General features: G+C 53.7%; 12 protein-coding genes. 10 read left to right on the top strand and 2 right to left on the bottom strand.

The features are described 5' to 3' along the window. The first annotated feature begins 81 nt into the window (after positions 1-81). Positions 82-1,176: an FAD-dependent oxidoreductase gene (locus BQ5456_RS01740; protein WP_071128479.1), complete on the top strand. Its 1,095-nt coding sequence runs from the start codon at positions 82-84 to the stop codon at positions 1,174-1,176. Between the two features lie 38 nt (positions 1,177-1,214). Then, complete coding sequence (locus BQ5456_RS01735) at positions 1,215-1,628, top strand: hypothetical protein (RefSeq protein WP_071128478.1); 414 nt, start codon at positions 1,215-1,217, stop codon at positions 1,626-1,628. Between the two features lie 6 nt (positions 1,629-1,634). On the opposite strand, the gene BQ5456_RS01730 is transcribed toward BQ5456_RS01735, so the two are convergent. After that, positions 1,635-2,570, bottom strand: coding sequence for an aldo/keto reductase (locus tag BQ5456_RS01730; protein WP_071128477.1), 936 nt, complete (start codon positions 2,568-2,570; stop codon positions 1,635-1,637). 255 nt (positions 2,571-2,825) lie between these two features. On the opposite strand from BQ5456_RS01730, the gene BQ5456_RS01725 reads away from it, so the two are divergent. After that, on the top strand, positions 2,826-3,656 hold the full coding sequence (locus tag BQ5456_RS01725) for an undecaprenyl-diphosphate phosphatase (protein WP_071129870.1): 831 nt from the start codon (positions 2,826-2,828) through the stop codon (positions 3,654-3,656). A gap of 14 nt (positions 3,657-3,670) precedes the next feature. Further along, a complete protein-coding gene (locus BQ5456_RS01720; RefSeq protein ID WP_071128476.1) occupies positions 3,671-4,312 on the top strand; it encodes an HAD family hydrolase in 642 nt (213 codons plus the stop codon). Between the two features lie 9 nt (positions 4,313-4,321). Here BQ5456_RS01720 and BQ5456_RS01715 read toward each other — a convergent pair whose 3' ends face one another. After that, entirely contained in the window at positions 4,322-5,170 is an 849-nt protein-coding gene (locus BQ5456_RS01715) for a RecB family exonuclease (protein WP_071128475.1), read from the bottom strand. A 62-nt stretch (positions 5,171-5,232) separates the two neighbouring features. Between BQ5456_RS01715 and BQ5456_RS01710 the strand changes: the two genes are divergently transcribed. From BQ5456_RS01710 to BQ5456_RS01685, 6 genes are all read left to right on the top strand, one after another. Continuing rightward, a complete protein-coding gene (locus tag BQ5456_RS01710; protein ID WP_071128474.1) occupies positions 5,233-6,339 on the top strand; it encodes a tRNA (adenine-N1)-methyltransferase in 1,107 nt (368 codons plus the stop codon). Between the two features lie 79 nt (positions 6,340-6,418). Continuing rightward, positions 6,419-7,960 carry a proteasome ATPase gene (gene arc, locus BQ5456_RS01705; protein ID WP_071128473.1) on the top strand — a complete coding sequence of 514 codons (1,542 nt, stop codon included), beginning with the start codon at positions 6,419-6,421 and terminating at the stop codon, positions 7,958-7,960. An 8-nt stretch (positions 7,961-7,968) separates the two neighbouring features. Continuing rightward, positions 7,969-9,576, top strand: coding sequence for a depupylase/deamidase Dop (dop, locus tag BQ5456_RS01700; RefSeq protein ID WP_071128472.1), 1,608 nt, complete (start codon positions 7,969-7,971; stop codon positions 9,574-9,576). A gap of 42 nt (positions 9,577-9,618) precedes the next feature. After that, positions 9,619-9,786: a ubiquitin-like protein Pup gene (locus BQ5456_RS01695; protein WP_375711842.1), complete on the top strand. Its 168-nt coding sequence runs from the start codon at positions 9,619-9,621 to the stop codon at positions 9,784-9,786. A 3-nt stretch (positions 9,787-9,789) separates the two neighbouring features. Continuing rightward, the gene (gene pafA, locus BQ5456_RS01690; RefSeq protein ID WP_083378292.1) at positions 9,790-11,172 is read left to right on the top strand and encodes a Pup--protein ligase; all 1,383 of its coding nucleotides are present in this window, start codon (positions 9,790-9,792) and stop codon (positions 11,170-11,172) included. Next, positions 11,169-12,254: a hypothetical protein gene (locus tag BQ5456_RS01685; RefSeq protein ID WP_071128470.1), complete on the top strand. Its 1,086-nt coding sequence runs from the start codon at positions 11,169-11,171 to the stop codon at positions 12,252-12,254. Before pafA ends, BQ5456_RS01685 begins: the two co-directional genes overlap by 4 nt. Positions 12,255-12,349: the final 95 nt, after the last annotated feature.

Raw genomic sequence — 12,349 nt, 5'->3', positions numbered from 1 at the left:
GGGTAGCCAGCGACAGGTTCCGGTCTGATTTAGCTCGCATCTGTTTTGGTATTACCGAGAGCAGATAAAAGGGGAGGTAGCGTGGCTAAAGTAGTAGTCATTGGCGGCGGTTATGGAGGCATAACCGTGGCGGGTGGCCTGGATGACGTAGCGGACGTTACGCTGGTCGAACAAAAAGATCAGTTCGTACATCACGCTGCGGCGCTGAGGGCAGCGGTCGATTCCGTGTGGGGTCACACCGTGTTTATGCCTTACAGCAGGCTGCTAGAACGTGGCAAAGTTGTGCATGGTACTTGTATGCGCGTAGATGGTCGTACGGTTTATGTTGCCGGACACGATCCTATCGAGGCAGATTTCCTGGTGTTAGCGACGGGAACCACCTACCCCTTCCCGGCAAAACACATGGTTTCCCAGGCTTCGGTAGCAAAGGCTCGCCTCGATCAAACCCGCGATAACTTGGCACGGGCTAAACGTGTGATGCTGGTTGGGGCCGGCACCGTGGGCGTGGAATTTGCCGGTGAACTTACCTCCACTTACCCCGATTTGAAAATCATCATGGTGGACAAGGAACCCTATATTCTGGGCACTCCCGGATACTTGGATTCCTTGCGCGAAAACATCACCAAACAGCTAGAAGAACGCGGTATCGAACTGGTATTGGGCGCCCCCTTGGCCTATATGCCTCCTACGGATGTCGGGATGCTCTCTACCTTCCGGGTGGAAACCCTAGCAGGCGCACCTATCGAAGCCGATATGTGGTTCCTATGCTACGGGGCGCAAACTTCTTCCGGATACCTGCACGGATCATATTCCCAAGTGATGCATGCCAACGGTACGGTTATGGTAGACGAACACCTACGCGTGAAAGACATGGAAAATATTTACGCGGTTGGTGACATTACCGATGTACCAGAATCCAAGCGAGCAGATGCTGCCCGCGCCCATGCCCGCGTAGTGATTGCGAATATCCGCGATCAACTATCCGGGCGGGTTCCTTCGACAACCTATGCTCCGGGCAAGGAGTGGGTCATTTTGCCGTTAGGTCCCGATGGCGGTGCCTCGCAGCTAGTTGACCCCGACGGTACGACGCGGATTGTCGGACCGGAAGAAACCGCTGAAATCAAGGGCACCGACCTGATGGTGACCATGATTCGCGGTCAGCTTCACCTGCCCTAAGTATCCAGGTTGCTCAACGGCCCAGGGGGTAGTGTATCGTGGCTGATCGTTTACAAGTGACCTTCGATAATTTCGTGGGGGCGCTGCAAGCTCACTTGGAGGTCGCGCGCGCCGCAGAAGATCCCGAAGATCCCCAGGTCGCTCTGGCGAGCGAAAAGTTAGAATCCGCATTCTCTGCTTATGATGAAGCGTTATATTCCCAGTTAGGATGCGACCTTCCGCTAGATATTTTCGATGACGACGATATCGACTCCGAAACGCTTTTTGACCATGTTGACCAGGTCTTAGACGCAGAAGAATCCGCCGACTATGACGATGACTTGGATGAAGATGAAGACTATGACTTCGACGAGGACGACGAAGCAGACGAAGAGCTAGATGAAGCTGAAGAAGTCCTCTACGGCGAAGAATATGATTTCGACGAGGACGACGACGAAGAAGAAGAGGACTAGTCTCGCCTAAGCGCTTACCTCATCTAAGGCCACCCGAATCTGATGGGGGACATGAGCATCTGCGGCTTTTAGGACTGCCGCAAATTGCTGGGCGGTGCGCGCCCCGGTAAGAGCGCTGGTAACTCCGGGAGCATCCTTCACCCAGGCTAACGCCAGTTTTAAGGGCTCCCATTCTAAGCCTTCTGCTCCTGCCAATACCGCCTCGATAATCGGCTGGTAATCGGAAGAAAGATAGGGAGCAACGAACCCTTGCAAATGCTGGGAAGCAGCCCGGGAATCCGGGGGAACATTGGTTTGATACTTGCCAGTTAAAACCCCGCGCCCCAGGGGGGACCAGGCAATAAAACTGGAGTCAAAGTGTTCGCTGGCGGCTAGTATCTCTTCCTCCACCTGGCGGTTAAGTAGCGAGTATTCACCTTGTACCGCTGCTACCTCGTAGTGATCTTGCCCCAACATTACCGCCAGTTCCGCCATTGCCCATGCCGGATAATTCGATACCCCCACGTAGCGGGCTCGCCCCGATCGCAGCGCCATTTCTAGAGCGGTTAAAGTTTCCTCTACCCGCACAAAGGGGTCATAGTGGTGGACATACCAAAGATCAATATAGGCGGTTCCTAGCCGCTCCAAAGTTTCATCCAGGCCGCGCAAAAGATTTGCCCGGGAAGCATCAACTGAGGGGGGATCTCCGGCGCGCACCCCCGCTTTGGAACAAATCACTAGGTCCTCACGGGAAAAATCGCCATCTAGCAGGGTGCCGATTAGCTTTTCAGCTTCCCCCTCCCCGTAGGTGGAGGCAGTATCAAGCAGATTTCCTCCGGCATCTAGGAACATCCTTAACTGTTCGCTTGCCTGTTCCAAGTCGGTATCTCGCCCCCAGGTGAGAGTGCCGAGCCCGAGGCAAGAAACTAAAAGTCCGGTGCGCCCTAATCTTCTATGTTCCATATTTCCAGGCTAACGGGCAAGGCAGTCAGAAGTTTTCAGGCACGGCGTAAGAAAAGCAAATAGGTGGAAAGTTGCGGGGGGGGGAGAGAGAGAAAAAAACCGCCAGTAATCAAAATCTTAAAGCTAGGTTGCGGTACTAATCGGCGCAAACTTACCCCGTTAACAAGTAGAATCTGGATTGCCACTTTAAGGGGTGAGGGAAAACACCTAGGCAGGTGGCGAGGTTCAGCTACTTAGGCGATAGGCTTGGTGGTCGTGAATACTTTTGAAGCCATCATTATGGGTCTAGTGCAGGGACTGACCGAGTTTCTGCCGATTTCTTCCTCTGCCCACCTACGGATTCTAGGTTCGCTTTTTGGTGAAGATCCCGGTGCGGCTTTCACTGCGATTACCCAGATTGGGACAGAAACTGCCGTCCTTATCTACTTTTGGAAAGATATCAGCCGCATCGTGGGCAAATGGTTTCAAGCTTTTGCCCCCGCGCGCAGCGGAGTTAATCAAAGCGATCCCGATGTCCGGATGGGATGGATGATTATTGTCGGCTCCCTGCCGATCGGGATTTTGGGTCTGCTAGGTCAAGATTGGATTGAAAAAGAGTTCCGCAATATGTGGATCACGGTAGCCATGCTGATTGTTTTCGCCCTGTTCTTAGGGGCAGCCGACCGCTGGGGAAAGAAAGAAAAAACCCTGGATCACCTCTCCTGGGTCCAAGCCATCCTCTTTGGCTTGGCGCAGGCGTTAGCGGTAGTTCCGGGGGTTTCCCGTTCGGGAGGAACTATCACCGCCGGAAGGCTAATGGGATTTACCCGGGTAGCTGCTGCCCGTTACTCTTTCCTGTTGGCGATGCCGGCAGTGTTCGCTTCCGGCTTTTACCAGGCCGCTAAATCGGTAGGACATAATCCCGTAGGTTGGGGGGCAACGATTTTAGCGACAGTGGTGGCTTTTGCCGTAGGTTACGCGGTAATCGTGTGGTTTATGCGCCTGTTGGAAACTAAAACTTTCGCGCCCTTCGTTATCTACCGGCTGCTACTAGGATCTGCGGTAGGAATCGCGCTGGCTGCGGGGGCTCTGTCGGCTTTCGCTTAAAATAAAGGAGGATTATGGGGGCAGTTCTTTTTGATATGGACGGAACCCTGATTGATTCCGAGCCACTCTGGCAACGGGCAGAAGAGGAAATAGCCGCCGATTTTGGTCAGGATTGGAGCTACGAGGACGGGCAGGCTTTAACCGGAAACTCCCTAGTTAAGAGCGCCTCCATAATGATTGAGCGGAAAAATCTGCCGTTAACGCCCGATGAGGTCGTCGAGATGATGATTTCAAAGATGCGTGGCTTTTATATTCGTCTAGGAGTTCCCTGGATAGCGGGGGCGCGTGAACTATTGGCGGAACTGGCTGCAGCAAACATCCCCACTGCCATAGTTTCTGCCTCCTATGAAAGTTTGGTGAACCGGGTTTGTGTCACCGCCCCGAAAGGCTCATTAGAGGTGATGGTTACCGGTTCGGAGCCCAATATGCGGCAAAAACCTTTCGGCGATCCCTACCGTCTGGCGGCGCGTAGGTTAGAAGTTCCGATAGAAAATTGCCTGGTGGTAGAAGATTCAGCTCCGGGACTGGCAGCCGGTAAAGACGCGGGAGCGCGATTAGCCTTAGTAGGAGAAAGGGAAATTCCCGACATCCCGGCGCCGCGTTTTAGCTCGGTAGCCCAGATGAGCCTGAAGGACGTAAAAGAACTTTTGGCTTAAAGCGTTGGTCTAATCCGGTAAATCTGCCTGGGCAGTAAGTAGCTGTTCCACGCCCTCGCTGGAAATCTCGGGGGCGATTCCCTCCATTAACGGGCAGTAGGCGCGGTAGTCACACCAATTGCATAGGGGAGAGCGGCGCGGGGGGAAGTAACCCGAGCGCGCCTGGGCAGCGATTTGCTCCCAAACCGCAAGGATTTCCTCGCTGGTGGCATCAATATCGGCGGGAGCTGGAGTATAGGTGTAAACCTGGCGGTCTTTTAGGAATAGTAGTTGCAGGCGGGCAGGTAGATCCCCATGCGTCAGGTACCACAGCAGGGCATAAAATCGAATCTGGAACTGGTAGGGGCCGATATAGCGTTCGGCGGGGGCTTTGCCAGTCTTGTAATCCACGATTCGTACCAAGCCATCGGGAGAAACATCTACCCGATCAATATAGCCATGCAGGTTCAGCCGATTTTTATTAGTGACCCGCAGATATTTTTCCCGGTGGGCGGGAGAAAGGCGATCAGGGTTTTCCATTTCAAAATAGTTAGCCAACAGCTGGCGAGCTGTTTCTAAGAACTGGTTTTCTGCGCTTTTGTCTTCCCCGAAAAGCTCGCCTAGTAAATCCGGTTTTTCGCTAACTGTTTTGTCCCAGGCTTCTTTCATTTTGCCGCTAGCGGCAGCAAAGGTACGCTCTGGAGCTGGCAGGTCAAAAAGGTGTTCGAGCGCAGCGTGCACCAGGGTTCCTCGCTGACGTACCTGAGATTCTTTAGTGGGGAGTTTATCGATTACCTGGAAACGGAACTGTAGGGGACAGTTGCGAAAAGTACCGATTCTAGAGGGGGAAAGGGCAGCGGCGCGTTTAGAAGAACTCATAACAGTATTCTAGGGTGAGGGCGCCGTGCCTGAAGAAACTAATAACCGCTAGAATTAGGAAGATGACTCACAAAGAACCAGCAAATGCGCAGGCACAAGCGGACGCGGGCCGAAGGGGTGCCCTCGGGCGCCGGAGGGGAGCCTTTCGGGTAGGTGACCGGGTGCAGCTCCAAGGTGCCTCCGGGGATTTACATACTGTCACTATCACCCAAAATGGTTGGTTTAACACTGTGAAAGCTTCTTTCGCTTTGGCGGAGCTGCTAGGGCGAGAAGAAGGTACCCTGATTCGTTCCCGGGAAGGGCGAGAATTCTTGGCTTTTCGCCCGCGCCGCCTGGACTATACCCTCTCGATGCCCCGAGGTGCCGCCATTATCTACCCGAAGGATGCGGCTCAAATCCTGCAATCTGCCGACATCTTCGCTGGTGCTCGCGTTTTTGAATGTGGAGCGGGTTCTGGGGCGCTCACGATTTCATTATTAGAAATGATCGGGGAAACCGGGGAGTTGGTTTCGCTAGAAGAACGAGAAGACTTCGCCGATATCGCCCAGGCGAACGTGGATTTGTGGTTTGCTCAGCCCCATCCTGCCTGGCAGCTACGCCGCGGCTCCCTCGGGGAAATCAACCTGGAAAATATTTACGGCAACCACTATTTTGATCGCGCTGTCATCGACCTGCTAGACCCTTGGAGCCACCTCGATACCCTCTATAAGCTGCTGGTTCCCGGAGGGGTGCTGTGCTGTTACGTTACTACCGTTACTCAGATGTCTACCCTGGTAGAGGCGCTTAGAAGTGATGGGCGTTATGGGTTTACTGCCAGCGAGGAAACTATCCAAAGACAATGGCATACCGAGGGGTTAGCGCTGCGACCGGAACATCAGATGGTGGGACACACCGGCTTCTTGGTTACTTGCCGCACTTTGGCGCCAGAATCCGCAAGACCGAAAAAACTCGGTAATGCTACTAAAGCGGCGAAAATCAACGGGGGGCAATGGAATCCGGAAAACAACTGGGAAGAGGTACAAGTCGGGCAACGCAACCCTGCGGAGAGGAAGACTCGCCGGGTGCGCCGCGACCTAGTGAACCGCGCCGAATACTGGGTACGTGGTAATAGATCTGAAGTCAGTTCACCCCCGCCTGAGCCCGACACTAGCTTGGGTGCGCCCTCCTAAAATGTTTGCCACCTTGGACACTTGCGGCAGCTAGCGGGCAAAACTAATAGGCTGAAAGAGCTTTAGGGAAAGGAAACTCATGCCGGATGCTAATGAAGAGCAGTTGCAGGCGCTGAAAAGCGAAGTTATTTCCTTAAAGGGGAAAAATAAGCGGCTATCAGCAGCTCTGGGGGCAGCTCGCGAACAGGTAGTGGCGATCCACCAACAGCTTGCTGATCTAGGTAAACCCCCCGCCACGGTGGCAGTGATTGCCGAAAATCCAGTTAACGCCGGTCAGGTGCGCCTGTTTTTGAACGGGAAACCGATGGTCTTGCGAGTACACCCGGACGTGAAAGCAGAACATTTACAGGTCGGGATAGAAGTTTTAGTTAATGAGGAAATGGTGGTTTCTAAAATCCTTTCCTATCCCCATACCGGCACCTTGGCGCAGGTAGGAGAGGTGATGTCTAAGGGGCGCGTCCTGGTGCGGCTGGCAAATACCGATACGGAGATCGTTCCGTTAGCGGCTCCCCTGGTTGGAAAAGTGCAGGTAGGGGACTCGCTGTTGCTGGAAGCACGCAGCGGGATTGCAGTGCAAAAAGTCCAAAGAGGAGAGGTCGAGCAGCTGCTCGCTCCCCAAATCCCCAATGTTTCCTATAAACAGATTGGAGGATTGGAAAAGCAGATTGAAACTATCCGAGACGCCGTAGAGCTGCCGTTTATACACCCCGAACTTTATCGGCGCTACGGGCTGAGCGCCCCGAAAGGAATCTTGCTTTATGGCCCGCCCGGCTGCGGAAAAACCCTGATAGCCAAGGCAGTAGCCACTTCCTTAGGGGCAAACGCCCAGGGAAAATCCTCCTATTTCTTGTCAATAAAAGGCCCGGAACTGCTCTCTAAGTTCGTAGGGGAAACCGAGCGGCAAATCCGCGCGATTTTTTCGCGGGCGCGCCAACTCGCTAGCAACGAGCATCCGGTAGTGATTTTCTTTGACGAGATGGAGGCACTGTTCCGTACCCGAGGCTCAGGGATTTCTTCCGATGTGGAAACTATGATTGTTCCCCAGTTGCTCTCCGAGATTGATGGGGTAGAGGCGCTTTCTAATGTAATCGTGATTGGGGCATCTAACCGCGAAGACATGATTGATCCCGCAGTGCTGCGACCGGGGCGCCTGGATGTACGGGTCCGCATTGAGCGACCTAATTTGGAGCAGGCTGGGCAAATTTTTGATATTCACCTGGGAAATAACGTGCCAGTAGAAATCGAGGAGGAAACTTCGCCCGCAGCTGGGCGGGAAAAACTGCGGGAAAAACTGGTGGCTTTGCTTGCGGAGGAATCCCCGCGCACCCAGATTTATGAAGTTGCTTATGAGAACGGTAAACGGGAAATAGTGTATGCGCATTCGCTGCTTTCCGGTGCGATGATTGCTTCCATTGTGGAGCGGGCAAAGAAAACCGCGATTAAAGATTCGCTGCAAAATCAGGGCAAAGTTAATGGTTTAAGTTTTAGTCACGTGGAAAGTGCCGCCGCAGAAGAAATCCGAGAAACCGCGGCTCTGGGAGCTTCCACTGATCCCGGTGAATGGGCGCGAACTCTGGGAGTGAGAGGCACGCGGATAGTGGACGTGCGTAGCCTGCAATAGGAGAAACCATGACCGAAAACGCTATTAATCGTCCCTTAGGAACCGAAACTGAGTTCGGGATTATCCAGCCGGGAAATATCTATGCCAATCCGGTTGCCCTCTCTACTCAGGTAGTGGCTGCCTACCGGGATCAATCGCGCCCCTGGGAGGCAGTTACTTGGGATTATGAGGGCGAAAATCCCCTGCAGGATATGCGAGGATTTTCCCTCAGCCCCCGCGAGGCTGACCCCTCGCAGCTAACCAATAATCCCGAGCAACTGGCACCTGCAGGTCCCGGAGTGCGCGCGGTTGCCCGCCCCAGCGCCCAAGAAGCTGCGCTGCCCAAGCCGAGCGCCTGCGTACTGACTAACGGCGCACGCCTTTATGTGGATCATGCCCACCCGGAATACTCTTCCCCGGAAACTTTGGATCCCAAGCAGGGGGCGCTCTATGACGCGGCCGGAGACTTGATTGCTCGCCGCGCAATGCAACTAGCTGCCCAAAACGGTAATGACATTCGGCTTTTTAAGAACAATGTAGACGGTAAAGGCGCCGCCTACGGCAGCCACGAAAACTATCTTTTGCGCCGCGACCTAGACTTTTTTGACTTAGCCCAAAACCTGATTCCCTTCCTGGTTACTCGTCCGCTTATCTGCGGAGCCGGGCGGGTAGGTATCGGGCAGCGCTCCCAAAAGGCTGGTTTCCAGATTTCTCAACGCGCCGACTATGTAGAAAATGATATTGGGCTAGAAACTACCTTTAACCGACCTATAGTTAATACCCGCGATGAACCGCACGCCAATGCCCGCAAGTGGCGGCGGCTGCATATTATCGGGGGAGACGCCAACCGTTTCCAATACTCCACCTACCTGCGGTTAGGTAGTACCGCTGCTTACTTGTGGTTCCTGGAAAATGCGAATCCCTCGGAGCTGAAAGCCCTGGAAGACCTGCGAATCACTTCTGATCCGGTAGAGGAAACCTGGGCAGTTTCCCATGACCTATCCCTGACCCATCGCCTGGAAACTGCCTCGGGAGCGCTTACTGCCCTGGAGATTCAAAAGGAAATCCTGCTCGCTATCGAGGGGGCGTTAGAAAAACGTGGGGGAGCAGAGGAAGCCAGTGCCACTTTGCTTGCCGACTGGCAGCAAATCCTCGATTCCTTAGCGACTGACCGCGCGCAGGCGGCTCGCAAAGTAGAGTGGGTAGGAAAATTCCAACTATTAGAGCGAATGCGTCAGCGCCTCGGATGCCAATGGGATCATCCGAAACTGCAAGCCCTGGATTTGCAGTGGGCTGCATTAGAGCCGGGGATTTTTGAAAGTCTGTGCGCAGCCGGAATGGTCGAGCAACTGTTTACCGAGGCAGAAGTATCGCAAGCAGTCTCGCAGCCTCCGCGCGGAGGGCGAGCCTGGGTGCGAGGCATGGCGGTAGCTAAACTTCCCCAGGTCAAGAAAGGATCGTGGGAATCGCTGCTCCTAGACTTAGGGGGCGAAAAACTTTTACGCTTCAACCTGGGGGATCCGGCGCGTTGCGCCAGTGAAGCAGAAATGCGCGCCCTGGAGAAAGGGGACGCCGCCGCTTTTGCCCGCGCCCTTGCCAAAAGCGGAGATAAGGAAAAACCGGCAAAAAAATTCTAGGCTTTACCCTATTAGGAGGAAATAAAAGTGGTACAGGAACAAATAAATGCCCCCGGCGGGAAGAATGATGGTCTTGACGAGGCGGTAGAAGCTGCGCAGGCACAAATCAACGCTCCCGCGATAGACGCCCTCTTAGAGCAAATCGATACCGTGCTGGAAACCGATGCCCAAGCCTTTGTGGAAGGCTTCGTACAAAAGGGTGGGGAATAACCCTTGCGGAGGATCTTCGGGATAGAAACCGAGTATGGCATTATTTGTGCTGCCCCTCAGGGGCGTCCCCCCATCGATGCGGAACAGGCTGCTCGCCGCCTCTTTAACCCGGTAGTTAACCGTCATCGTTCCTCCAATGTATTTTTAGGTAACGGAGGACGCCTTTACCTGGATGTGGGGTCACATCCGGAATATGCGACTGCCGAATGTGACTGCTTAACGGATTTGCTGGCGCAAGACATAGCGGGACAAGAAATTTTTTCCGACCTGGTAACCACCACTAATCAGCAACTAGCAGCTGATGGTATTAACGGTCAGATTCACCTTTTTAAGAATAATCGTGACTCTCAGGGGAACTCTTGCGGGTGCCACGAAAACTATCTGCTGCATCGCTCCGCCGATTTTATGGGAATGGCAGATGCGCTAATCGCCTTCTTTATTACCCGCCAAATCCTGGTGGGAGCCGGGCTAATCGATGAAGAGGGGGGATACCATTTTTCCCAGCGCGCCGATAAAATGTATGATCCGATTTCGGCGGCCACTACCCGGGCGCGTCCCATTATCAACACTCGTGATGAACCGCTCGCGGACTCTAGCGAATATCGCCGGATGCACGTAATCGTAGGGGACTCTAATATCTGCGAAGCCACTACCGCCCTAAAAGTGGGGATGACGATTGCTTTACTGGATGCGATTGACTGTTCACTTAACTTGGATGACCTGGCAATTGCTGACCCGATGAGCGCGATTCGAGAAATTAACGCGGATTTATCGGGGCGGGCTCCCTTAAAGCTCAAGGCGGGAGGTTATCTAGACGCGGTAGAGATTCAAAACCGTATCTACCAGCGGGTTATGAACACTCTAAGTGATGCCGGGGAGTTGGAAGCTACCCGGGAACGGATAAAAGTAGGCGATTTTGACCCCTTAGAACTGTGGGAGCGGACCCTGCAATGTTTCCAGGAAGAAGACTTTGGGGCGGTAAACACCGAGATAGATTGGGTGATTAAGAAGAATCTTCTGGAGCAAACTGCAAAGCGGCACCAGGTTCCTATGAACTCGGCGGTGATTTCGCGTCTTGATTTGGCTTATCACGATATTACTGCGGCTGGTCTAGCCCCGGCGCTGAAGCGGGCGGGACTGATGCGACAATTGCTAACCCGTGAAGAAATAGCAACCGCGAAAACTTATCCTCCCTGCACTACCAGGGCAAATATCCGGGGCAAGGTTTTACGGGAAGCGGAGCGGCTACGCCGAGATGTTTCAGTAGACTGGTTACACGTACGCATTGATGAATCTAAAATGCCAACGGTGATGCTCGGGGATCCTTTTGCAAGTGAGGGCGAAATCCTCGATAAACTGTTGCTCGAACTACAGGAGCGAGCATGAAGAATCAAAAGCCCTTGGCGGGAACGGCAGCTATGCCGGAAGATCACTTGCAAAGGGGAGAGTCGGGCGCAACTATTTTCGGGGCTAGAATCCCGCAACCTACCCCCCTTGCCCCGCCCAAACGTCCTCATCTATCCCCGATAGCACTGCGAGCGCGGCGTTACCCCTCCCGAAAAACCAAAGTATCCGCCAAGAAGACACCGGTACCTGCCCGTATTCTGAAGTGGTGGTTGGCTTTGCTCGCGATAGTGGCAGTAGCTGCTTGCGTAGTTTTAGGTTTTTATCTTTGGCAGGCCAGTCGTACACAAGAAATGAGCGGGGTTTCCACCCGGGTAAAAGTTAGTGGAAAGTTGGGAGAACAACCGGTAGTTCAGTTCCAAGGGCGCATGCCCTTCACCCTGCCAAACTCGCGCCTAGCCATAAAGGGAAAAGGTCCGCTGGTAAAGGAAAATACCGATGTGCGGGTAATGGTTAGCGTTTACGAGGGTGCGACCGGCCAGCTAGTCTCGCAAGGAGGTAAAGCTAACTTATTTGCTGGCAAAGCAAATGCCTCGACTCTACCTGCAGGTTTACTTTCGGAGGTGGTAGGGCAGCGTGAAGGCTCCCGGGTGATTGCCCACCGTCCGGCAACTGCCAATGATGGCACCACCGCGATGGAAATAGATATTATCGACATTTTGCCCACCGCGGTCTATGCTTCCAAGCTGCAGATTCCGCCAGAGGCGGGAGTAACTTTTAATTTCCCTGCAGGGTTGCCCCAGTTTGAATCAGCATCCGAGACGCACCCTAAAGAAGCATTTACCTCGGTTTTGGTGCCAGGGAAAGGGCAGCAACTAGATCCGAAGCAGAAAATCCTGGCTCAATACGGGGTGTGGGAGTTGGATTCGGGCAAGACTCGTGCCTACACCTGGGGTAAGGCTGGTCCGCAAGAGATTTTAGGGGGAAGTACTTTCCAATCTCTGTCGCAACAGCTAACAGATTTGCGTGCCAACTCCCGAATCTTGGCAATCATTCCTGCTGATCAAGCCACCGGAGATAGCGCGTTGGCGGTAATTATGGATGTATTGGCACCTGCCAACTAAGCCGTGGTGCGCCTCGCTATCTGTGCTGGTTCTGTCTTAAGTCCAGTAGACGGCAGTTTTTGCCGCCGCCGAAAGTAGTTTCCTAGACTGAGACC

The sequence above is a fragment of the Varibaculum massiliense genome, from assembly GCF_900106855.1.
Classification (GTDB): domain Bacteria; phylum Actinomycetota; class Actinomycetes; order Actinomycetales; family Actinomycetaceae; genus Varibaculum; species Varibaculum massiliense.
This window is presented reverse-complemented; position numbering and strand designations above follow the sequence as displayed.